Below are 22,681 nucleotides of genomic sequence, written 5' to 3' on the forward strand. Positions count from 1 at the left end.
AATGCCTTATAGTGATTTCGTCACTTTTACTCCAAAAAATCCATCTACATTTACAAGTTCACCATACGCCACTAATACATCATTTACATAAATACGAATCGGTTCATCAATATCCTCATCTAGTACAACTGCTTCATTTTCTTGTAAACTTAATATATCTTGAATCGTTTTCACTGTACTTCCAAATACAAATTTCACGTTCATTTCTACATTTTGTAGAATGGACGTGTCCATATATACTGGTTCCATTTGTTTTACTTCTTTAAATTCAATAGGTTGCACAACTGGTTCTACAATTTTTTCTTCTTCAATTTCTTCTGTGGCAATCTCTTCTTCCACCATCGGATACAGAAGTCGCCTTACCATTTCTTTCGCTTCGGAAATTGGCAAAATTTGATACATCTTCGATTGAAGCAAATCGCCAATTTCAAGATTGAACGTAATTTGAACGAGTTCGTCCACTTCCATTGACTCTCCCAAATATTCCATTTCTTCTTTTAACGTTACAAATTTAACATTTGGCGGCGTCATGTCCATTTTTTCTTGAAACATTTCTGACATCGCCGTAGCAGCATGACCCATCATTTGGTTCATAATTTCTTTAATACCGCTCAGTTCTAATTCAGTAAGCTCTTTTTCTGGGTCAACTTCCCCTGTTCCCATCATCATTAAATCTACCATTGTTAAGGCAACATCTTTCGTAAATACGAATACATTCTCATTCTTTAGTCCTTCAACAAAGTCGACATTTAAAATAACAAATGGTACTGGTACTCCATCATAATGACGAACATTGATTGCTTCCACATTTGGTGTACTAATTGTAACTGGCTGATTTAAAAGCGTTGATAATACTGTTGAAGCGGAACCAATTGAAATATTTGCAATTTCACCAAGAACATCTTTCTCTTCTTGTGTTAAATGCTCTTTTTCAACTTGTTCTTCTACAATCTCAGTTTCCACTACTTCTGCTGGTTCGTCTGTTTCTTCTACTCCACCAGATAATTGCATTAATTTATTTACCATTTGTTTCGCATGCTCAACTGAAACAATTTGTACAAGTTTAGAGTTTACAAGATTATCTATCTTTAAATCAAACGATACTTTAACAATCGTATGATTCCCATCGATTTCAGAGATTTTCTCCATTTCTTCTGATAACTTTACAACTTTAATCGTCGGCGGAGACATATCTACTGTATCTTGGAAGAATTCCGACATAGATGTAGCTGCGAATCCCATCATTTGATTCATCGCTTCTTGTACAGCACTTAGCTCTAATTCACCAAGTTCTTTTCCGTCCTCCACTTCACCTGTTCCCATCATCATTAAATCAGCAATGGACAATGCAACATCTTGCTTAAGGACAAGGAGGTTTTCCATATCTAATCCTTTTGTAAAATGAATGTTTAATACAACATGCGGAACTTCGACATCTCTTGAATCATATAAATCTACCAACTCTATACGAGGAGCAGTAATGCTTACTTGCCTATTTAAAATTGTTGATAATACAGTCGAAGCTGAACCAAATGATATATTTGCAATTTCGCCAAGAATATCGCATTCTTGAGGCGTTAAATGCTCATTTTCTTTTTCTAGCACAATCGTGCTCGTATCCCCTTTTGTGTGTTGCTCAGGCATTTTCCCTGCCTCCTCATTTCTGTTTTTCTATCAAATAATATAAACTCTTATTTTAGCAAACTCATTAGTATAAAACGTTACTATGTATCCATTATTAGATTCGTAACGATTAGCCAAAAAGCTCCCCAATTGTATACAAGTGGGGAGCTTTCCTTCATTCCTATTATAAACCTTCTGGGTTTAAAATGAGGACCACTCGTCCATCACCGAGAATCGTCGCACCAGAGAAATAGTTAGAACTCTCTGCAAAGAAGTCACCTAATGACTTTAAGACTATTTCTCTTTGACCGATAATTGTGTTTACAATAAGTCCATAGCTGCGATGTGTGTTACGAACAATTAACACAGGAACCATTTGACCATCATATGACGCAAACGCCTCATCTACTGTTTTTTCACCAAATACAGTACTTAAATGTTTCACTTCAATAATTTGATTACGATAATTTAACACATCTTTTCCTTGTAAGGATTGGATGTCTTCTCTCTTAATTCGAATTGCTTCAACGATATTTCCAAGAGGTAAAGCATAACGCTTATCATTCGTTTGAACAAGCATAGATTGAATAATAGACAACGTTAATGGAAGTTCAATTCTAAATGTACTTCCCTTTCCTTCCTCAGAATCAATAATTAAATGTCCACCTAAACTATGAATCGTATGTTTTACAACATCTAATCCGACACCGCGTCCAGAAAGATCTGATACAACTTCAGCTGTACTAAATCCTGGTTGGAAAATAAGATCAAACACTTCACGATCTGTTAATCTATTCGCATCCGCTTCAGTTACAACGCCATTTTTAATCGCTTTTTCTAATACTTTCCCTTTATTAATACCGTTTCCATCATCCGTAATTTGAATAACGACATGATTTCCACTATGAAAGGCTTCTAATTTAATCGTACCTGTCTCATTTTTACCTGCATCACGTCGTTTTTCAACAGTTTCAACACCGTGATCGATTGCATTTCGAATTAAATGAACGAGCGGATCACCGATTTCATCAATAACAATTTTATCTACTTCAGTATCTTCACCTGTAATTTGTAAATCGATTTTTTTCCCTAAATCTTTCGCTAACATACGTACCATACGCGGGAAACGATTGAACACAGTTTCAATCGGCACCATACGCATATTTAATAGTACATTTTGAATATCTTTTGAAATATCGCCTAATCGATTTAAATGTTCAATTAGCTCCTTGTTTTGAATCGTTTGAGCCAATTCATCAATGCGCCCACGTTCAATTACACTTTCTTCAAACATATTCATTAATCTTTCGATTTTCTCTAATTGAACACGAATTGAACGATTCTCCACTTTAGCATTTTTCGTTTTTGTAGTACTTTTAGCTGGCATAGCACTTGAAGGTTGATTCGTTGCCTCTATTGGTGATTCTACCTGCGTAGCCACAGCTGGTTGTAGCTTTCCTTCTACTTGCACAACTTCTTGTGTAACGACTTTTTTAGAAGCTACTTCCTTCGATATAGGTTCTCCTTGCTTTACTTCCACTTTCTCAATTTCAGAAACATGAAGTACTACTTGTTTCAATTCTTCTATACTACAATCAGTATCCATAAATACTGTAAATTCAAATCCGAAAGCATCTGCTTCAATTTCTTCAATACTCGGAGCTGTTTTTTGTATATTCCCTACATTTTGCAATGCTTCAATACACATAATAGCACGTACCGCTTTTAAAATTGCTTGCTGTTCAACTGTTATATGCACTTCATGCGAAACTGCATCATCGGTGTCTATATGATTTTGCTCTATATGTTCCGTAGGAGTTTCTACATTGCCGTTCAATAATGCTTCTAATTTCTGTTTAGTTGAGGCTACATCAATATTGCCCATTCCACCTTGTTGCACATCTGCAACCATCTTCTCCAAATTATCAATGCACTCAAAAATCACATCAATAATTTCCGCATTTACAACTATATTTCCATGACGAATTTCATCTAACACATTTTCCATCTTATGCGTTAAATCAGCCATTTCCGTAAATTCCATGCTCGCAGACATACCTTTGAATGTATGAGCGGATCGGAATATTTCTCCTACAACATCCATATCAGCAGGATTTTGTTCTAACACTAGCACATTTTCATTTAGCGACTGTAAATGTTCTTCTGACTCTTCGAAAAATATATTTAATAGATCTGTTTGCATTTTTATCCCCTACCTGTCTAACAAACATTTCATTTATGTATAACAATTTAGTGTTTTACAATGAGAAAAAAGGGGGCCACACGTCGATCCGCTATCACTGTTTTGATTCCTTGTGGCACCCCTTCTATATTAACTATTTGCTACTTTTGTTAAAGCTTCAATTACACGATCCGCTTGGAATGGCTTTACAATAAAGTCTTTTGCCCCGCCCTTAATTGCATCTAATACCATACCTTGTTGTCCCATTGCAGAACAAATAACAACCTTTGCACTTGAATCAATTTTAATAATTTCTTTTAATGCTTCAAGCCCGTCCATTTCTGGCATAGTAATATCTAATGTTACAATATCAGGTTGAAGTTCTTTATACTTTTGAATTGCTTCTACCCCATTCTCTGCTTCGCCAATAACTTCAAATTCAGCATTACTTTTTAATAAGTTTTTAATCATCGTTCGCATAAACATCGCATCGTCTACTACTAAAATTTTATGTGCCATTCTTTTTAATTCTCTCCTTCTATGTATAAATATATCTTAATATTTCACCTTATCATTCTCACTCATTATACAAAATAAAATGATAAAATTTAATATTTTTTTAAAAGAATTTTCGTGTTTTTATTATTTTATTATTAAAATAATAATATACTACTCTTTTATATAAATAACAACGCGACGGTTTTTTTCCCAGTTTTGCGGTGAATCATTTGGTACAATTGGCTTTGTGTCTGCATATCCTACCGCAGCTAGCCTTTTATCGTCCACATTATACACTTCAATTAAATGGTGAATCATATTTGCCGCTCGTGCTGAAGATAACTCCCAATTAGAAGGGAATTTCTCGTTATGAATAGGTCTACTATCTGTATGTCCCTCTACAACAATTGGGTTAGGTACGGATTGAAAAAATCCAACTAATTGACTTATTATCCCTTTCGCTTCGGGCTTAACGTTCGCATCGCCTGTATCAAATATTAAATTATCTACTATAACGACGCTTACCCCTGTATCCTCTCGATATACATTCACTTGACTAATACCATTATTATCTACATATGCTTTTAACTTCTTATATAATTCATCCATTCTCTTTTTTGAAATCATTTTTTCATCATTTTTTTCATGTGAAATATCCGGTATTGTATTTTCCATTACTTTTGCATCTACTTGCCCCGTATCACTAAACTTTTCAAGCATCTTTGACAATTTTACTGCATCTTGCTTTGATGTAGCAACTAGTAATACAAAGAAAGTTAATAATAACATCGTTAAATCTGTAAAAGTCGTCATCCAACGAGGCGACCCCTTTTGCGGTCCTTTACTCATCATACCACTCCTTGAAATATTAGGCTGCTCCTTTTACCTTTTTTACCTTTGTTTCGTATACGTATGTATCCAGTTTCAACTTTAATTTAGAAGGGATTTGTCCACGATACAATTCTGAAATTGCTTCTATTACAAACTTCTTCTCTGTATATAAATCTTCAATACCACGATATACTTTTTCCGCAAGAGGGATTGCAATCATATTCGCAAGTACAGACCCATATAATGTCGTTAACATCGCAACTGCCATTCCTGTACCAATTTGCGATGTATCTTGTAAGTTTTGGAGCATAATGATAAGACCGATTAACGTACCAATCATTCCCCAAGCTGGAGCAAAATCACCAATTTTATCTAATAATGCTGCTCCTTTTCTTAACTCATACACTTCCGTTTCAATATCTTTCAATAACACTTCTTTTAATTCATCTTCATCGTAACCGCTTAACATTAATCGAATTCCTTTTTGAATAAAAGGATTGTCTACTTGCTCACCATCTACCTCTAAAGAAAGCAAGCCGTTCTTTTTAGACTTTTTCGAAAAATCGACAAACAAATCCGTTAACTGTTCTAAATCTTCTTCTCTTCTATGTAAAACAGTAAAAATGCTTTTCGTATATTTTTTTATTTCTCCAAATCGATATGCCACAACAATTGTCGCTGTTGTTCCCCCTATGACAATTAAAATAGATGAAATATCTAAAAAGTTTTTGAAAGCTTTTATTCCACCGCCACCAAGCATAATTGCCGCTATCACTATAATGAAACCTACTATAATGCCCACTGGGCTAGAAATATCAAACTTCCTTTTTCTTCTTTGTGGTCTAGCTAATACTTGATTTTTCTCTCCCATATTTCTGCCCTTTCCTTTCCATTTTTATATAACATTTTTTTATTTTAATAATACGTTTTCACATATAACATGTATTATACGCTTATCATCTGTTTATCGCAATATACTCATAAAATTGACACATTTCATTTCTATATTAGAATTATGGTATGAATAAATGAGGAGGATCACGATGGAACACAACATTTTACAAGTCATTGCATTAGCAGAAAAACTAAAATATGAAATGCGACATAGCTGGCTTTCCAACGGACGTCAAGAAAGTGTTGCCGAACATACATGGCGGATGTCTCTAATGGCCATTTTAGTTGAACCTTATTTGGATCAAAAAGTAAGTATTGAGAAATTACTTAAAATGGTTATTATTCACGACCTAGTCGAAGCCGAAGCTGGTGATATTCCTGCTTTTGATACAATGAATAGTCACGAATTACAGCTACAAAAACAAAAAAATGAACTGGAGGCTATTTTAAATATTAAACAAACGTTAACAGGTTCTCTCGGCGAGGAATTATATGACTTATGGATGGAGTTTGAAGCGAAAGAAACGTACGAAGCAAAAGTTGCTAATGCACTCGATAAACTTGAGGTAAAAATCCAGCATAACGAAGCTGATATTGATACGTGGCTACCAATTGAACATAAAATGGCGTTCCAAGTAGCAAAGCATACAAACTTTGATTCTTTCTTATCTAAATTACAAAAAATTATTGAACAAGATGGAGAAAAGAAGTTAATTGCTGCCGGCATTGATGTTGAGGCATGCAAGCAATAATGAAATAAGACACTCAACAAGAGTGTCTTATTTCATTATTGTTGATATAGCCTGCTTATAAATAAGCTGTTGTTTTCCATCCACTAAGATTAAAACTGTAAATTTATCCACTCCAACAACTTCTCCTATTATTCTAACGCCACTCTTTAAGAAAATTGTAACTGTACCTTTTTCTTCTTTTATTTGTTTATACAATTCTTCCTGTAAATGTTCCAATTACTGTCCTCTCCTTTCTGTGAAACATCTTAATATAAAAAACTATAAATTTTTTATTTATGCACTTTGTCTTTTATGTTCATAAACTTATTAATAAGTATATCTAAATCACGACTAAATAACAAAACTTTATCATGATCCAATCCGTGTCTCGCAACAAGTTGAATTAACTCTTTCTTTTTGTTTTCTATTTTATTTTTTAATTGTCCCATCTCCATCTCTATACTAAAACTCCCTTTTCCCATAATATTACTTGTAAAATTATAGTACATATTCTCTCATAAAAAAATAAGAAAATGGTTTTTTTTACAATTTTTTATTTTTTATGCCTAAATTATGAATTACGTAAAGGTTTATTTACAAATCACTAACATGCAATCCTAATGAATCTACAGGCATTTGTCTAATTATAAATGAGACTGGCTCGTTTTCTATACAAAAAACATACTGTATATAGTAGTCCATGAACCATATAGATTAACTTACTAAAAAGGAGGAAAACATATGAGTTATGGTGGAAGTTGCGCTGGTTTCGGCGGTGGATTTGCTTTGCTTATCGTACTATTCATCCTTCTAATCATCATCGGATGTAGCTGTTGGGGTGGCGGCGGATACGGATATTAATATATCCTATCCTTGAAAAATGAACTAAAAACTATAGAAAAACAGCTCAAATATGAGCTGTTTTTTTTCATACTTTCGTATGAATTTATATCCCTCTTATTTGCGATTTCAACTAGCAACATATTGTTTACTATGGAATAAGAAACATTTTTACTAAGGGGGATTACAATGATTAGAGGTCTTTACGAAGCACATTTACCTGTCCGCAACTTAAAAGTATCAATACCTTTTTATGAATCACTAGGGCTAAAATTATATAAAAGAGGAGATAATATTGCTTTCTTTTGGATTAAAGAAAATGAGAGTTGGCTCGGCCTTTGGGAAGGCACAGAATACAAAGTGAATTATCACCCCTCTTTACGACATATCGCCTTTCAAGTAAGTTTACATGATTTAGAAAATGCGATTCATTGGCTAAATCAAAAAGGAATTTCAGCACGAAAAGACTTTGGAATGGAACCAATTGAGCCGATTGTTTTTCCGGAATTAGCACATGCAGCCGTATACTTTAACGACCCTGATGGAAATAGTTTAGAATTGATTGCACAATTACCTGTTGGACTTCCCACAGCGGAAAAAGTGTATTTAAGTGAGTGGAAAGAACAAATTCAAACATCGTCATTACATAAGGATTAATCTATTTATGTCAGTTTCTTATTCCACACTTCTTAAAACAAATAAAAACTTCAATAAACTATTTTATGGGCAAACATTAAGTGTACTTGGGGATTGGTTCCATACGGTTGCTTTATTAACATTTGTCTACAGCATAACGGAATCGCCGTTTATGATCGCACTTACTTTTATAAGTAAAAGTTTACCACAGCTTCTTCTTAGTCCATTCATAGGCGGAATTGTAGATCGTTTCTCTAAAAAGAATATTATGATTTTTACCGATATTACACGGGGAATTCTAGTCCTTACATACTTACTCGCAGGCTATAAAATTGAGATTATTTTCATTGCTAATATATGTTTATCTGTACTTTCTTGTTTATTTGAACCGGCTAAACAAGCAACCCTAAAAAATATCGTACACCAAAATCATTTCGTAACTGCTAACTCTCTTTCTAGTACAATTAATGGTTTTATGTCTATTATGGGGGCTTCTTTGGGCGGAGTAATTGCACAATCTTTACATATTGAGTTCGCTTTTTTAGTAAATAGCCTATCATACTTTATTTCAGCCTATTTTATTTATAACATGAGTATTCCTGCTCATGATACTTGTAACAAGAAGAAAGCATTTTTCACTGATATAAAAGGTGGTTATACATACATATTACAAACAAAAATCATTTTAACATTAATTCTTGTCGGCATTTCATGGGGGATTATTGGAGGTGCTTATCAACTACTTCTAACGATCTATGCCGAAAAAATTTTCCATACGAACATTGGGATTTTATATACGGTTCAAGGGGCTGGGCTTATGATAGGAAGCCTTCTCGTTAATCTTTATATATCCCATAATAAAGAAAAAATGAAAAAAGTATTCGGTTGGGCCTACTTATTACAAGGAATTTTCTTTCTCGGATTCATTCTATCCGATCAACTTATTATCGGTATCATTACTTTATTCTGTATGCGCATAGCAGGAGGAATCATCGTTCCACTTGATACGACATTACTTCAAACTTACACACACGAAAATATGATAGGTAAAGTTTTTTCATTCCATTATTCCATTTACGGATCTCTTATTCAGTTATCGATGTTTTTTACAGGAGGGCTGTTAGAAATTCTTTCTCCTCAAATGATTGGCTGTTTATTAGCTACATGCTGTATTTTTGTAAGTTTTATATGGCTGTTCTTGTTTTATCGCGGGGATCTCAGTGAATAATTTAATGATAATCAATACATTTTGATCCCATTCATTATTTGTTTCCCCATAATAAAATTGTTTAAAAATACAAGTCAGATTTTTTAGTTAAAGAGCCTTATATGGCAACACTATTTGAGAAAAAACTAGATATTTATGTTAAAATACAAATAAGTTTGTGAAACATTGCACTTAAATAATAGACTTTAACTAGTTAAACTTGATTAAATAGGAGGGCTGTTTTGGGTATCACATTCTTTTTCATATGTATTATATTAGTGGCTTCTATTCTGCAAGCAAGTACAGGTTTTGGCTTTTCCATAATGGCAACCCCTTTCTTACTTATGTTATTTCTACCACAAGAAGCTATACAAATAAACATTATTTTATCTTTAATTATCTCCATTTCACTCATTTGGAAAATAAGAATGGACGTTGATTTTGTTCTACTGAAAAGGTTTATTTTTGGAAGTATAGTTGGTGTTCCTTTTGGCATTTTAATTTTCATTTCCGTTAACATAAACACTTTTAAATTAGCAGTTAGCATCCTACTCTTACTATTAACATTGTTGCTAATATGCAACGTTAAGGTTAGATCAACACAATCTAGAGATTTCATAGCTGGCGGATTATCTGGTCTTTTAACGACAAGTATCGGTATGCCAGGTCCACCCCTGTTACTTTATTTTACAGGAACTAATACTGAAAAAGAGAAGTTAAGAGCAACTACATTAGCTTTTTATCTGTTTATATATTTCATTAGTCTAGTAACTCAAATACTCTTTACTGGCACAAACAAAACCATTTGGGAATCAAGTTTTTATGCCATTCCAATTGTATTTTTAGGTTTGTTTATAGGTCAAATTATTTTTAAATGGCTTAATCAACGGATTTTTAAAATATTTACGTACATTCTTTTAAGTTGTACAGGGGGTTATCTTCTTATTGAAAGTTTGAACTTGTTATAGAAGATGCTTTAGATCGTGCAATAACAGATATGTTCAAACGAAATTATTGCTGTATTTTCCGGCGGGGTATTCCATATCAAAACTTAAATAACTTTATTGACAGTTTACAATTAGCAATAATCTTTCTTTCATAAGGAAAATATTTCAAATCAAATACTAAATAAAACGATAAAAAGCGGCTATTATGCCGCTTTTACTTACTATTGGCATTTCATTCTCATTTTCTATCACTTTTGTAAAAAATTATTAATTTTTATTTCTATGTACATGATAACAAACAAAATACCTAAGTTCAGAAAGAATAAACAACTTTCTGGCCTTAGGTATTTTTCCTTCTCAAAAAGGCAAACCTGCATCACAGGTTTGCCTCTTTACTCACTTCTTATTTAATCCTTTTTCACTTAAAAACTCTTTCATATGCATTCTTTTTTCTTTAGACATAAACGAACTCATTGATTCCGTCCATGTTACGTTTTTCTTGTTTGATGATCTTTCTTTATAATACGCGTTCATCGTTTCATCATATTCGTTTAGTAATTCATCATATTTTTGTTCATCATATCCATTTTCATGAAGAACTGCTGCTACTGGTAAACGTGGTTTAACTCCATGTTCTTCATCTGGTACACCGACTGTCATTCCGAATACAGGATATACTTTATCCGGTAAATGAAGCAGTTCACTCACTTCTCTCGGATTATTACGAATACCACCAATATAACAAATACCGTATCCTAACGATTCTGCTGCTAGTGCTAAGTTTTGCGCAAAAAGTGAAGCATCTACCGTCGCAACGATAAAGTCTTCTACTCCCTCATGCTTTATCTCTGTACTATGTTTTTCACATGCAATTTCAAGTCGTTTTAAATCTGCACAACAAACAAAAAATGCTGCACAGTCCTTCACATGGCGATTTCCGGATAGCTCTGCTAGTTTAGCCTTTAATTCCTGATCTGTTACATATATAACAGAATACGCCTGTACAAAATGTGATGAAGCTGCATGTTGCGCAGCATGCACCATCTTTTCTACTACATCTTTCGGAATTGATTCTTCTTTATATTTACGAACTGAAACATGTTGCTCCATCTTATGTATGATCTCATTCATGAAAATCACTCCTTTTTTCTCTTCATAATGAAAAATTAACATATCTTTTTCAATTTTCACAACTTATAAGCACAAAAAGAGCAATTCTTTTTGAATTGCCCTTTTTTAAAACGTTTATCGATACGGTAAATGAAATTATAATTATCTTTTTACGCCGTTTTCAAAACTTTAATACCTTTTACGATATTCCAAATGAAGTAGTAAATTCCTACAAGAATGAACACTGCATATGTGATAGCCATTCCAATTCCAGCACCGTCAGATTGATTGAAACCTAAACCGTACATGCCTGATACTGCTAGTCCTCCAAATAAGATTGCGTATGGGAAAACATGTGACCAAAATGCTTTTTTCGCGTGATACTTCACTTCATCTTCTGCAACAAAGTACACGATAATTGGTAGTAAAAATGGTGCAAAAAAGATACTAAAGTAACATAACGAAGATAAAATATTATTTCCTTTCATCCGATTCACCTCTAAATAGTTTTTGTTACCTTCATTATGTCAGGAAATCATTCTAGAAACTATCGCTTTACCTTTCACGAACGTGACATATTTGTAAGATTTTCCTCAAACTAAATCCCGCCTGAGTTTCAGACGGGATCACTTTCACTATATTCGATTCATAAACCAATACTGTGTAATTGCTAAATATTCTCGTACATTCGATGGAATGATGATTGGTTTCGGTGTTTTTGCCGGAAGACCTTCTAATTGTAAACCTTGTTTGGCCGCTATTTTTTTCGCTCTAAACATGTGAAAATCGTTTGTTACGATCATACCTTTTTTCATATCGGCTGGAATTAACGGTTTTGAGAATGTAATATTCTCATCTGTACTCGTAGATTTGTCCTCCATTATAATGCGGTCTTCTGCGATATTTTGTTTTATTAGTCCTTGTTTCATTGCTAATGCTTCTGAAATGTCTTCGCCTTTTCCTTGTCCTCCAGATACGATAGCGATTGTTTTCTCATGTGATTTTAAATATTCAGCTGCTTTATCAATACGATATTGCAATGAATAAGATGGTTTCGTCCCATTTACTTTCGATCCTAGTACAATTATGTAATCAGCATCGTATGTTGCATTCATATGCCCATGCTTATAAATGTGATATTGTAAAAACCCCGCATACACGGCGCAAATTATTATAACAACTAAAATGCCCTTCATTATTTTCTTCTTTCTCATATTCATATACTCCTATTTTCTTTTACTTCCTTCATGATAATATCCATTTATTTGTTTGTATACAGACAAATTCCAATAAACCCTATTTTATCCTCTGAAAGGTAATATTTATATTACTTTCGGGAATAGTAAGTACAACTTTACACGAAGGAGTGTCTCTATTGCTTCTCTTTTTATGTAACGTGTCGTTCTTTTTCATCTTATTTTTGCTATCGCTTAAGTTACTCGGTAAATCCGCGTTAGCGCAACTAACTCCTCATGATTTTGGGGCTATAATTTTTTTATCTTATTTAGCTTTCCAGGCCATACCCGTCTCTGGTGCTTTACAAGCATTTCTCGGTATGGTTGTTATCACATGTTTACATTTACTCCTTACAAAATTAAGCCTATTCAACAAACTAAATCGTTTTATTCTCGGACACCCTATCATTTTAATTAAACATGGTGATATTATTTTTGAGAACTTACAAAAAAGTAGATACCCCATTGCAGAACTGCTTTCTAATCTTCGCGTTGCAGGATATCCAAGTGTTCATGAAATTGAATACGCTATTTTAGAAGCGAACGGCGCTATTAGTATTTTACCAAAAAGAGAACTTGTACCATTAACTCCAAAAGATTTAAACATAGATGTTAAGTATGCTGGATTACCAATTGCACTTATCGTCGATTCACAAATTCAATATGATAACTTAAAGTTAATACATAAAGATGAAAAATGGTTATATAAAGAATTAAAAGAAAAAGGAATTACAAATATTAAAAACGTTGCCTTTGCTTCTGTTCAAGAAACGGATGGATCTTTTGCTATTAGTTTAAAGGAATAAGAAAATCCCCTTAATTGCTTAAGGGGATTTTTTATCATATCGCTTCTTTCTCTCCTGCCATATTTAATGGAACAGGATGTTTCATACGATTCATCGTAAATACGATAATCGCTGTCATTACTTCTGCAACTGGCATAACGAGCCAAATTCCATTTATACCAAATAGTTTCGGCATAATCCATAACAATGGAATAATAAATAGTAATCCTCGGCTCATTATAATAAGTACTGATTTCTTCGTTTGTCGCACTGATTGGAAGTACTCTCCATACACAATGTTATAACCTAAAAATACGTATTGGATAAAGAATAAACTAATACCTGTTAAGGTTAACTCCAATAATTCTGGAGATTGAACATCAAATAAACCAATGATATATTTCCCGAAGAATAATCCGACAATTATCGCAACGCCTCCAAGGACAACTGCAATTTTCACAGCAAACTTCAATCCTTCACGAAGTCTCTCTGATAAATTTGCCCCGTAATGGAAACTAGCAATTGGCTGTAATGCTGCTCCAACACCAAAGAATAATAGTAATGTCATTGCATGAATACTATTCACCATCGCATAGGAAGCTACTCCTACTTCTCCTGCATATTGGACAAATGCGATATTAAAACCAATCGTTACGATTGCAACCGTACTTTCTGCTGTAAAACTTGGGAAACCAATCACCATAATTTGTTTGACAGTATCCCATTCAAAATGAAATTTCGTCCACTTTAAAATACTACTTTTTCTAAAGAAATGGGTTAATAATACAAGGAAACCAATCGCTGCCGAAAGAATAGTCGCTGAGGCAGCACCTGTTACGCCCCATCCAAAGATAAAAATAAAGATATAGTCAAACACTATATTTAATACAGCCGTTACAACAAGACCAGCCATTGCTAAATTAGGATTTCCATCATTTCGTATAAATGTACTTAAAATATTTTCTAAAACGTATATCATTCCAAATGTTAATAATACGTGTAAATAGTCTAACGCATATGGTAGAATCACTTCGTTTGCACCAAATAAGTATGCTAAATCTTCTATTCTCCATAAGCAAATCGCTGCTAAAATCCCTACGATAACAACTGCTACCGTCATTGATTGAGTAAAAATAGACCTTGCTCTTTCTCGTTTATTTTCACCTAATGCAATGGAGTATAACGTTGCCCCGCCCATTCCGATCCATAATGAAATAGAGAAGAAAATCGAAAAGGCTGGAATAGCCACGTTCACTCCTGCTAAACCGTTCGCCCCAACTCCTCTACTAATCATAACCGCGTCAATTACAATATTCACTGACATTAATACCATTCCAAGAACTGCTGGTATTAAATAAGAAATAAATAAGCTTTTAATTGGTTTTTCTCTTAATTTTTCTGTTGCTTCCATACTCTAATATGCTCCTTTTTTTCAACTCTCTTTTCTTAGTTTAAACCTTCAAGTAACTTTAAGGTCAATAGAGAATTAAAAAATAGGTGACTTAATTATCGCGTTTGATGCTCATTTGTAATTATACGAGTCCTATAACTTATTGCTTTGTTTTTTCATTATAGGAATTTGAATTTCTGTTACTTGCTCCTCAGGATCTTCTGTTACAGACCAATCAATTAATGCAATCTCAATTGCATCTCCACTTATTTCGTATCCTTCTTGATCAATATATTTCATTAGCTTCTTATATGTTTCATCAGTTTCTTCATATGGCCCATGATGATATACACAGGCAAACATACCTTCTTTAATTTCATCTGAACTCTGTACTTCAAAAGGCATATAATCCAAAAGAATAAATACACTGCTATATGCTTGAAACTCATTTTGCATTAACCCTTTTTTCGCAACAGTTACACCAATATCTCCAGAAAATAAGCTATCATCCATTTGCCTCATATTTTTTTGCAACGAATGAATGTAGTACTCAAACATATCATCCGTCGTATTCGGGGCAACCGCAATAGCTGTTATTTTTCGCTGCGGGATCTCTTTTATTACCATTTGTTCAGCTTTTGCTTTTGTTGCTTCCTTAATTAAATGAATTCTATGCTCCATTTTCGCCAAAGCATACTCAATTTCTCTTTGTTTCTTCAGCATCATCTCTTGTTGTTTTTCCAGTAAATTGAGTGCGTATGCTGGATTTCTTTCATCAATATATTTTTTAATTTCCTTTAATGGAATGTTTAATTGGCGTAAAAACTTAATCGTATCTAATAGTGAAAATTGATCGATTGTATAATAACGATAATTCGTTTGAGGATCAACAATGGACGGATGAAAAATTCCTTTTTCATCATAATACCTTAATGTAGATTCTGCGATATTATGCATTTTTGCCATTTCTCCAATTGTAAAACGTTTATTTAATAACATCTTTTATTTCCTTCCATTTCTATTTATTTCATTATATGTTCATTTTGTCTTCAAAACAAAAAAGAATTCCCATACGAGAATTCTTTTTTTACTATTAAACCTCTATTATTATAGGAAGAATCATCGGCTTTCGTTTTGTATTTGTATATATATACTTCCCTAACGCTTCTCTTACCTCCCTTTTCAAAATACCCCAGCTATTCACATTCTCTTTCTTTAAATTATTAATTGTAATAACAGCTAATTTATTTAATTCTCTTAAAAATTCTTCTGAATCACGAACATAGACAAATCCACGAGAAATAATATCAGGACCTGAAATTATTTCTCCATCCACTTTATTAAAAGTAATAACTATAACGAGCATTCCATCTTCTGAAAGTTGTTTACGATCACGTAATAATGCATTTCCAACATCTCCAATTCCTAATCCATCTACATATATATTTCCTGCCTGTATTCTTCTAGATTGAATTGCCACTTCATTACTTATATCTACAACATCTCCATTACGTACGATAAAGATATTTTCCTTTTCAATACCAATTGATTCTGCTAACAAACTATGGTGATGTAGCATTCTAAACTCTCCATGAATTGGGATAAAATATTTAGGTTTCATTAAAGTGAGCATTAATTTCAATTCTTCTTGATACGCATGACCAGATACATGGACTCCAGTAGAACTACCTGATCCATAAATTACTTTTGCTCCTAAAGCAAATAGATTATCTACAATTCTTGAAACGTTACGTTCATTTCCCGGAATCGGAGTCGCGGCTATAATAACCGTATCTTCTGGTAAAACATCAACTTGTCTATAGTTTCCACTCGCTAAACGCGCTAAAGCTGCCATCGGTTCTCCTTGACTTCCTGTACAAAGTATTGCAACCTGCTTTGGATCTAAACGATTTACCTCATTTGCTTCAATTAACATACCTTCTGGAATATGTAAATAACCTTTCTCTAGAGCAACTTCTACTACATTTACCATACTTCTCCCGAGCAAAGCCAATTTTCGATTTGTTTTTATGCAAGCTTCAACTATTTGCTGAACACGATTCACATTAGAAGCAAATGTAGAAATAATTACTTTTCTATTTGCTTTCATAAATATTTCCTCTACCCGTTCTCCTACTGACCTTTCTGATGGAGTAAAACCTGGGCGTTCTGCATTTGTGCTTTCAGATAATAAAGCTAGTACACCTTCACTTCCTATTTTAGCCATTTTATGAATATCAGGATGTTGATTATTTACTGGTGTTAAATCAAATTTAAAATCACCTGTATGTACTACAGTACCTTCTGGTGTATGAAAAACAATACCGAGACAATCCGGAATACTGTGGTTCGTTTTAAAAAAGGTTGCCTTAATAGAACCACAATCAATTTCTGATTCTGAATGAATAACGATTAATTCCGTATCATTTTGAAGATTGTGTTCCTTTAATTTAATTTCAATTAAACCTAACGTTAACTTTGTTGCATAGATTGGTACATTTAGTTGTTTTAAAAAATATGGTATTCCGCCAATATGGTCCTCATGCCCGTGCGTTACTACTAAACCGCGAATTTTTTCTTTATTTTCTTGCAAATATGTGACGTCTGGAATTATTAAATCAATCCCTAATAAACTTTCATCTGGAAATTTAAATCCACAATCAATGACGACAATATCATTTTCATATTGGATAGCATACATATTTTTTCCTATTTCATTTACTCCACCTAAAGCAACAATAGACAAGTTATTTTTTAATGAATTCAAATGATAAAACCTCCTTTTCACATTTATAATTCGTGAAATAGCATTTAGGCTTTATTATTTGTAATGAAAAAGGACTTCATACTATTTCATACATATAAAAATTCACACACTATTCTTATATGTATATCTCTAATAACACCGTCTCTCTCTAAAAAAGCTCCCATTTTTTCATTGATTTTTTGCAAAATATATTATATATTAATTACAGGTTCAAATTACAAGTTCAAAAGAACTCGTAATCAGACCCTTTTGTTTAATGGGTTTTACATATTTTCATTAGGCAAATTCCGAGAAATCGTATGATAAAACTAAAAATGATGAGGAGAGGATCAGATGGAATTCGAATTTTTCTTTCAAATCGCACTTATTTTATTAAGTACAAAGCTTGCTGGTGATCTTAGTGTTAGATTAGGTCAACCTTCTGTACTAGGTAAATTAATTGTCGGTATCGTTATCGGTCCAGCTGTATTAGGTTGGATTGAAAATTCAGAGCTTCTAACTCAATTAAGTAATGTCGGGGTTATTCTTCTAATGTTTATGGCTGGACTTGAAACAGACTTAGAAGAATTAAACGCCAATCGTAATTCTTCTTTAGCAGTTGCACTCGGAGGTATTATTCTTCCATTCGTAGGTGGTTACGTTTCCGGCCTTGTTATGGGAATGGAACAAGGAAACGCTGTATTCTTAGGATTACTTCTATGTGCGACAAGTGTTAGTATTTCCGTACAAACACTTCGTGATTTAGGTAAAATGAAAACACGTGAAAGTACGACGATGCTTGGAGCCGCTGTATTTGATGATATTCTTGTTGTTATTTTATTAGCATTCGCAATGAGCTTCTTAGGCACTGATGATGTTAACTTAACAATGATTATCTTGAAGAAAGTAGTATTCTTCGCTTCTATTATTTTAATTGGATGGAAAGGTGTTCCAGCAATTATGCGTTGGTTGTCACCACTGCGCGTATCTGAGTCTATCGTGAGCGCAGCTCTTATCATCTGTTTCTCATTCGCATATTTCGGCGAACTATTAGGAATTGCTGGTATTATCGGTGCTTTCGCTGCTGGTATTGCAATTTCTCAAACAAACTACAAACATGAAGTAGAAAAGAAAGTAGAACCAATTGCTTACGCTATGTTCGTTCCAGTATTCTTCGTTAGTATCGGTATGAATATTACATTTGACGGTATTGGCAATCAAATTTGGTTCATCTTAGCATTAACAGTAATCGCTGTATTAACGAAACTAATTGGTTGTGGTGTTGGTGCACGCATGACTGGATTTGATGCTAAGTCTTCTGCAATTATCGGTTCTGGTATGGTTTCTCGTGGTGAAGTTGCACTTATCATTGCAGGAACAGGACTTTCTTCAGGTCTATTGGCACAAGATTACTTTACAGCAATCGTTATTGTCGTTATTTTAACTACAATGATTACACCACCAATGTTAAAATACACTTTTGGTGCAAAAGATAAAGCAATGAAAGCAAGTAAGTAAATTTACTATAAGAATAAGAAAAGGAGATTACTATCTTACAAGATAGTAATCTCCTTTTTCATTTTATCTTTAAACAATTCCATTCGTTTTTAACCAGTTTTCAAAAATAGTTCGTGCTTCTTCATCATCGATGTCATTACTAAATGAATATACTTTAATACCATAGTCATCTATATATTCACCTAGCTTCATTTTCTCCACTTTTTTGTAAAAATCGTCTACCTCATAGTGCGGAAGATAAGCATCCCAAACTGGTTCATTTATTCTTTTGTACGCCGTCACTTCTAAATCATATCCGTCTTCATAATATCCGATGTGATAATGTTTGTTAGGATCATATTTCTCCATTAAAAGTCCCCTCCTACTAAAAAACAAAAGCGAGCCTTATATTACAGCTCGCTCCTCTCTCTATTTATTAAATACGTTCCATCGCCGTCTTCAAAGTTCCAACAACAAAGGCAATTTCTTCACTTGAAATAATAAGCGGCGGCGCTAATGTTAAAACGTTATTATATCCTGCTGTCGTCATACCGTTTCGTCCTATAATAAGCCCTTTTTCTTTACAAGCATTTACGACACTTGCGATTTTGTCGTTATCAATTGGCTCTTTCGTCTCTTTATCATTTACTAATTCAATTCCAACTAATAGACCTTTTCCTCTAATATCCCCAACAAGCGGATGTTCCCCAATTTCATCTTTTAGTTGCTCTAATAAAAGGGAACCCATTTGCGCAGATCGCTCAATTAAATTTTCATTTTCCATAATCTCTAAGTTTTTAAGGGCTAATGCACAAGCTGCTGGATTTCCACCAAATGTATTAATATGTCGGAAGAATTCATACTCTCCCTTCCCTTTAAATGCTTCATATATTTCTTTTTTCACAGCTGTTGCAGATAATGGTAAATATGCGCTCGTAATCCCTTTTGCCATCGTAATAATATCTGGCTTCACATCATAATTCATAAATCCAAATGCTTTTCCTGTACGTCCGAAACCGCAAATTACTTCATCACTAATAAGCAAGGCACCGTGTTTTTGACACGTTTCATGAACAGCTTTCATATAGTCTTGTGGTGGCATTAATATGCCCCCGCCTGTAATAATTGGTTCCATAATAAAAGCGGCAATTGTTTCACTTAATTCCCACGTCATAACACGATCGACTTCTTTCACACATTCTACATCATAAATATGCTGCCCTTCAATTTCAGGCATACGGTAACAATCCGGTGGTGTTACGTGTAAAAAGCCTGAAGCAAACGGTTCATATTGATATCTACGCTGCGCTTGTCCCGTCGCTGCCATTGTCGCCATTGTATTCCCGTGATACCCACGATAACGTGACATAAATTTATAACGATGTGGTTCACCTTTTTGCGCATAATATTGCCTTGCTATTTTAAAAGCTGTTTCGTTCGCTTCTGAACCACTATTTGAGAAGAAAATAACATACTCTCCCCCAAGCCACTCATTTAATTTTTCAGCGAGCTTTATAGCTGGTTCATGAGATTGTGACATTGGAAAGTATGATAATGTTTGTAATTGCTTATAAGCCGCTTCTGCGAGCTCCTTTCTTCCATATCCACTATTCACACACCAAAGACCACTCATACCATCTAAATATCTTTTTCCTTGTATATCTTCAACCCAGCACCCTTCAGCTTTTGCCCCTACCATTGTACTATTTGGACTAAAGGGACGCATTCCGTGCCAAACATATTGCTCATCTTTTGCTAATAATTCATCAGTTTGCTTCGTTTTCATCATTACTTCCACCTTCCATAACAACTTATTTTTCACAAAAGCTGCGCTGGTGCCATGATGACTTAAATTTCTCCCTGCTATTTTCATTCCACAAAATTAAGACAAATCCTACTTACAAATCAGTAATATTTACAAGAAAATGACAAAAGAAAAAAGAGCTTTTCTTATCTATCGAAAAGCTCCTCTTTTATTTAATGTGAAGACGCATCACTAATACCGTGACCAGTATTAGATTTCACAAGAATTTCATCAAATTTCGCTGCATCTTCTTTCTTACTAGATAAAACAGTTCCTAAATATGCTGCAAGAAATCCGAGCGGAATTGAAATAATTCCTGGTGTCGTATATGGGAATATCGCTTCCCCAACAAAAATAGCTTTTCCAGCTACAGGGTTCCAAACATTCGGACTCAACGCTACGAGAACAATTGCTGATACGAGCCCTACAATCATACCGGAAATAGCACCCGTTGTATTAAAACGCTTCCAATATATTGTAAATAAAATCACTGGTAGATTTGCACTCGCTGCAACTGCAAATGCTAATGATACTAAAAATGCTACGTTTAATGTTTGGGCAAATAATGCAAGTATGATAGATAATATCGCTACTCCAATAGATGCATACCGAGCCATAGATACTTGCTCTTTTTCCGATGATTTCCCTTTGCGAATGATCTCATTATAAAAATCATGAGCGAATGCTGATGCTGCCGTTAATACGAGACCTGCCACTACAGCCAAAATTGTTGCAAAAGCAATTGCTGATACGAAAGCAAATAAGAAGTCTCCACCTAACGCTTTGGCTAATAAAGGTGCTGCCATATTACCCGCTGGGTTCGCTTTAATAATCGCTTCATTTCCTACAAACGCTGCCGCACCAAATCCTAAGAAAATCGTCATAATATAAAATGCACCAATTAACCATGTCGCATATACGACAGATTGACGTGCAGTTTTTGCATCACGTACTGTAAAAAAGCGGACAAGTATATGTGGTAATCCAGCTGTACCAAGTACTAGTCCTAAATTTAAAGAAAGTGTATCAAGGCCATCCTTATACTTTACACCTGGATTTAAAAATGAATCTTTTAATGGTGTAGCTGTTTTCATTTGGGCAAACATTTCAGTCACGCTGAAGTTGAATTTTGCGAAAACGATAACAGAAATAATAAACGTACCGGCCATAAGTAATACAGCCTTTACAATTTGTACCCAGCTCGTTGCTGTCATACCACCAAAAATAACATACACCGTCATAAGTGTTCCAACGATTAATACAGATGTCGTATATTCAATCCCTAATAATAATTTAATAAGTGCACCCGCGCCAACTAATTGTGCAATCATATAAAAGATAGAAATCGTCATCGTATTAAGAGCTGCAACTCCGCGAACTTTTTTCGCGTCAAAGCGTGCTGCAATCATATCCGCCAAAGTGTACTTTCCTAAATTTCTAAGCGGTTCTGCAACAAGATATAGTACAACTAAATAAGCAACTAAAAAACCGATACTATAAAAGAATCCATCAAACCCAGTTAATGCGATTGCTCCAGCTATACCGAGAAATGAAGCAGCAGACATGTAATCTCCAGCAATGGCCAGACCATTTTGCCAACCAGTTAATCCCCCTCCAGCCGTATAAAATTCACTCGCATTTTTCGTTTTTTTCGATGCAAAATAGGTTATGACGAGCGTACCAAGAACAATAATTAAAAATAGTGCAAATGCAGTAGTATTCAAG

The 22,681-nt window shown here is 34.0% G+C and carries 23 protein-coding genes; 7 read left to right on the plus strand and 16 right to left on the minus strand.

Annotated elements, in window-relative coordinates; all coding sequences use genetic code 11:
- Positions 1–6: 6 nt before the first annotated feature.
- The 5 genes from AB6801_RS04055 to AB6801_RS04075 form a co-directional block, all read right to left on the minus strand.
- Positions 7–1,644, minus strand: a complete 1,638-nt coding sequence (locus tag AB6801_RS04055) for a flagellar motor switch protein (RefSeq protein ID WP_097999129.1) — start codon at positions 1,642–1,644, stop codon at positions 7–9.
- 163 nt (positions 1,645–1,807) lie between these two features.
- On the minus strand, positions 1,808–3,826 hold the full coding sequence (locus tag AB6801_RS04060) for a chemotaxis protein CheA (protein ID WP_097999128.1): 2,019 nt from the start codon (positions 3,824–3,826) through the stop codon (positions 1,808–1,810).
- 129 nt (positions 3,827–3,955) lie between these two features.
- Complete coding sequence (locus AB6801_RS04065) at positions 3,956–4,324, minus strand: response regulator (protein ID WP_000940568.1); 369 nt, start codon at positions 4,322–4,324, stop codon at positions 3,956–3,958.
- A gap of 150 nt (positions 4,325–4,474) precedes the next feature.
- The gene (locus AB6801_RS04070; protein ID WP_000033627.1) at positions 4,475–5,152 is read right to left on the minus strand and encodes an OmpA family protein; all 678 of its coding nucleotides are present in this window, start codon (positions 5,150–5,152) and stop codon (positions 4,475–4,477) included.
- A gap of 19 nt (positions 5,153–5,171) precedes the next feature.
- Positions 5,172–6,005: a flagellar motor protein MotP gene (locus AB6801_RS04075; protein ID WP_000504185.1), complete on the minus strand. Its 834-nt coding sequence runs from the start codon at positions 6,003–6,005 to the stop codon at positions 5,172–5,174.
- Positions 6,006–6,177: 172 nt separating this feature from the next.
- On the opposite strand from AB6801_RS04075, the gene AB6801_RS04080 reads away from it, so the two are divergent.
- Entirely contained in the window at positions 6,178–6,780 is a 603-nt protein-coding gene (locus AB6801_RS04080) for an HD domain-containing protein (RefSeq protein WP_097998933.1), read from the plus strand.
- Between the two features lie 27 nt (positions 6,781–6,807).
- Here the strand turns inward: AB6801_RS04080 and hfq are convergent, their stop codons facing one another.
- Complete coding sequence (hfq, locus tag AB6801_RS04085) at positions 6,808–6,996, minus strand: RNA chaperone Hfq (protein WP_000400664.1); 189 nt, start codon at positions 6,994–6,996, stop codon at positions 6,808–6,810.
- A 53-nt stretch (positions 6,997–7,049) separates the two neighbouring features.
- The gene (locus tag AB6801_RS04090) at positions 7,050–7,268 is read right to left on the minus strand and encodes an aspartyl-phosphate phosphatase Spo0E family protein (RefSeq protein WP_000291688.1); all 219 of its coding nucleotides are present in this window, start codon (positions 7,266–7,268) and stop codon (positions 7,050–7,052) included.
- A gap of 232 nt (positions 7,269–7,500) precedes the next feature.
- Here AB6801_RS04090 and AB6801_RS04095 point away from each other — a divergent pair, with 232 nt between their 5' ends.
- From AB6801_RS04095 to AB6801_RS04110, 4 genes are all read left to right on the plus strand, one after another.
- The gene (locus AB6801_RS04095) at positions 7,501–7,620 is read left to right on the plus strand and encodes a YjcZ family sporulation protein (RefSeq protein ID WP_000120179.1); all 120 of its coding nucleotides are present in this window, start codon (positions 7,501–7,503) and stop codon (positions 7,618–7,620) included.
- Between the two features lie 168 nt (positions 7,621–7,788).
- On the plus strand, positions 7,789–8,256 hold the full coding sequence (locus tag AB6801_RS04100) for a VOC family protein (protein ID WP_000617953.1): 468 nt from the start codon (positions 7,789–7,791) through the stop codon (positions 8,254–8,256).
- A 7-nt stretch (positions 8,257–8,263) separates the two neighbouring features.
- The gene (locus AB6801_RS04105; protein WP_000117062.1) at positions 8,264–9,463 is read left to right on the plus strand and encodes an MFS transporter; all 1,200 of its coding nucleotides are present in this window, start codon (positions 8,264–8,266) and stop codon (positions 9,461–9,463) included.
- Between the two features lie 221 nt (positions 9,464–9,684).
- Positions 9,685–10,410 (plus strand): sulfite exporter TauE/SafE family protein, encoded by a 726-nt coding sequence (locus AB6801_RS04110; RefSeq protein ID WP_000513080.1) that lies wholly within the window; start codon positions 9,685–9,687, stop codon positions 10,408–10,410.
- A gap of 375 nt (positions 10,411–10,785) precedes the next feature.
- On the opposite strand, the gene nfsA is transcribed toward AB6801_RS04110, so the two are convergent.
- The 3 genes from nfsA to AB6801_RS04125 all read right to left on the minus strand — a co-directional run bounded on the left by nfsA (position 10,786) and on the right by AB6801_RS04125 (position 12,713).
- Positions 10,786–11,520 (minus strand): oxygen-insensitive NADPH nitroreductase, encoded by a 735-nt coding sequence (gene nfsA / locus AB6801_RS04115; protein ID WP_001002392.1) that lies wholly within the window; start codon positions 11,518–11,520, stop codon positions 10,786–10,788.
- Between the two features lie 149 nt (positions 11,521–11,669).
- Positions 11,670–11,987: a magnetosome magnetite crystal formation protein family gene (locus tag AB6801_RS04120; protein ID WP_000678055.1), complete on the minus strand. Its 318-nt coding sequence runs from the start codon at positions 11,985–11,987 to the stop codon at positions 11,670–11,672.
- 147 nt (positions 11,988–12,134) lie between these two features.
- Positions 12,135–12,713 (minus strand): YdcF family protein, encoded by a 579-nt coding sequence (locus AB6801_RS04125; RefSeq protein ID WP_001227673.1) that lies wholly within the window; start codon positions 12,711–12,713, stop codon positions 12,135–12,137.
- Between the two features lie 161 nt (positions 12,714–12,874).
- On the opposite strand from AB6801_RS04125, the gene AB6801_RS04130 reads away from it, so the two are divergent.
- The gene (locus tag AB6801_RS04130; protein WP_000923922.1) at positions 12,875–13,540 is read left to right on the plus strand and encodes a DUF421 domain-containing protein; all 666 of its coding nucleotides are present in this window, start codon (positions 12,875–12,877) and stop codon (positions 13,538–13,540) included.
- 34 nt (positions 13,541–13,574) lie between these two features.
- Here AB6801_RS04130 and AB6801_RS04135 read toward each other — a convergent pair whose 3' ends face one another.
- The 3 genes from AB6801_RS04135 to AB6801_RS04145 all read right to left on the minus strand — a co-directional run bounded on the left by AB6801_RS04135 (position 13,575) and on the right by AB6801_RS04145 (position 17,676).
- Positions 13,575–14,930, minus strand: a complete 1,356-nt coding sequence (locus tag AB6801_RS04135) for an MATE family efflux transporter (protein ID WP_000388390.1) — start codon at positions 14,928–14,930, stop codon at positions 13,575–13,577.
- 132 nt (positions 14,931–15,062) lie between these two features.
- Positions 15,063–15,908: a MerR family transcriptional regulator gene (locus AB6801_RS04140; protein ID WP_000925910.1), complete on the minus strand. Its 846-nt coding sequence runs from the start codon at positions 15,906–15,908 to the stop codon at positions 15,063–15,065.
- A 94-nt stretch (positions 15,909–16,002) separates the two neighbouring features.
- Positions 16,003–17,676, minus strand: coding sequence for a ribonuclease J (locus tag AB6801_RS04145; RefSeq protein WP_370941035.1), 1,674 nt, complete (start codon positions 17,674–17,676; stop codon positions 16,003–16,005).
- Positions 17,677–18,009: 333 nt separating this feature from the next.
- Between AB6801_RS04145 and AB6801_RS04150 the strand changes: the two genes are divergently transcribed.
- On the plus strand, positions 18,010–19,173 hold the full coding sequence (locus AB6801_RS04150) for a cation:proton antiporter (protein WP_000393892.1): 1,164 nt from the start codon (positions 18,010–18,012) through the stop codon (positions 19,171–19,173).
- Positions 19,174–19,242: 69 nt separating this feature from the next.
- On the opposite strand, the gene AB6801_RS04155 is transcribed toward AB6801_RS04150, so the two are convergent.
- From AB6801_RS04155 to AB6801_RS04165, 3 genes are all read right to left on the minus strand, one after another.
- Complete coding sequence (locus tag AB6801_RS04155) at positions 19,243–19,521, minus strand: DUF3986 family protein (protein ID WP_000417070.1); 279 nt, start codon at positions 19,519–19,521, stop codon at positions 19,243–19,245.
- Positions 19,522–19,588: 67 nt separating this feature from the next.
- Positions 19,589–20,938, minus strand: coding sequence for an aspartate aminotransferase family protein (locus AB6801_RS04160; RefSeq protein WP_000850959.1), 1,350 nt, complete (start codon positions 20,936–20,938; stop codon positions 19,589–19,591).
- 191 nt (positions 20,939–21,129) lie between these two features.
- Complete coding sequence (locus AB6801_RS04165; RefSeq protein WP_001098233.1) at positions 21,130–22,680, minus strand: solute symporter family protein; 1,551 nt, start codon at positions 22,678–22,680, stop codon at positions 21,130–21,132.
- Position 22,681: the final 1 nt, after the last annotated feature.

Origin of the sequence: Bacillus sp. RCC_6_1, from assembly GCF_041360755.1 — a bacterium.
GTDB classification, from domain to species: Bacteria; Bacillota; Bacilli; order Bacillales; family Bacillaceae_G; genus Bacillus_A; species Bacillus_A cereus.

What these genes read in the sequence shown, in the direction of transcription:
- AB6801_RS04070 (WP_000033627.1), bottom strand. Translation starts at nt 5,152, where the DNA reads ATGAGTAAAGGACCGCAAAAGGGGTCGCCTCGTTGGATGACGACTTTT.
- AB6801_RS04105 (WP_000117062.1), top strand. Translation starts at nt 8,264, where the DNA reads ATGTCAGTTTCTTATTCCACACTTCTTAAAACAAATAAAAACTTCAAT.
- AB6801_RS04125 (WP_001227673.1), bottom strand. Translation starts at nt 12,713, where the DNA reads ATGAGAAAGAAGAAAATAATGAAGGGCATTTTAGTTGTTATAATAATT.
- AB6801_RS04135 (WP_000388390.1), bottom strand. Translation starts at nt 14,930, where the DNA reads ATGGAAGCAACAGAAAAATTAAGAGAAAAACCAATTAAAAGCTTATTT.
- AB6801_RS04075 (WP_000504185.1), bottom strand. Translation starts at nt 6,005, where the DNA reads ATGGGAGAGAAAAATCAAGTATTAGCTAGACCACAAAGAAGAAAAAGG.
- AB6801_RS04060 (WP_097999128.1), bottom strand. Translation starts at nt 3,826, where the DNA reads ATGCAAACAGATCTATTAAATATATTTTTCGAAGAGTCAGAAGAACAT.
- nfsA (WP_001002392.1), bottom strand. Translation starts at nt 11,520, where the DNA reads ATGAATGAGATCATACATAAGATGGAGCAACATGTTTCAGTTCGTAAA.
- AB6801_RS04155 (WP_000417070.1), bottom strand. Translation starts at nt 19,521, where the DNA reads ATGGAGAAATATGATCCTAACAAACATTATCACATCGGATATTATGAA.
- AB6801_RS04120 (WP_000678055.1), bottom strand. Translation starts at nt 11,987, where the DNA reads ATGAAAGGAAATAATATTTTATCTTCGTTATGTTACTTTAGTATCTTT.
- AB6801_RS04160 (WP_000850959.1), bottom strand. Translation starts at nt 20,938, where the DNA reads ATGAAAACGAAGCAAACTGATGAATTATTAGCAAAAGATGAGCAATAT.
- AB6801_RS04150 (WP_000393892.1), top strand. Translation starts at nt 18,010, where the DNA reads ATGGAATTCGAATTTTTCTTTCAAATCGCACTTATTTTATTAAGTACA.
- AB6801_RS04095 (WP_000120179.1), top strand. Translation starts at nt 7,501, where the DNA reads ATGAGTTATGGTGGAAGTTGCGCTGGTTTCGGCGGTGGATTTGCTTTG.
- AB6801_RS04100 (WP_000617953.1), top strand. Translation starts at nt 7,789, where the DNA reads ATGATTAGAGGTCTTTACGAAGCACATTTACCTGTCCGCAACTTAAAA.
- AB6801_RS04065 (WP_000940568.1), bottom strand. Translation starts at nt 4,324, where the DNA reads ATGGCACATAAAATTTTAGTAGTAGACGATGCGATGTTTATGCGAACG.
- AB6801_RS04055 (WP_097999129.1), bottom strand. Translation starts at nt 1,644, where the DNA reads ATGCCTGAGCAACACACAAAAGGGGATACGAGCACGATTGTGCTAGAA.
- AB6801_RS04090 (WP_000291688.1), bottom strand. Translation starts at nt 7,268, where the DNA reads ATGTACTATAATTTTACAAGTAATATTATGGGAAAAGGGAGTTTTAGT.
- AB6801_RS04140 (WP_000925910.1), bottom strand. Translation starts at nt 15,908, where the DNA reads ATGTTATTAAATAAACGTTTTACAATTGGAGAAATGGCAAAAATGCAT.
- AB6801_RS04080 (WP_097998933.1), top strand. Translation starts at nt 6,178, where the DNA reads ATGGAACACAACATTTTACAAGTCATTGCATTAGCAGAAAAACTAAAA.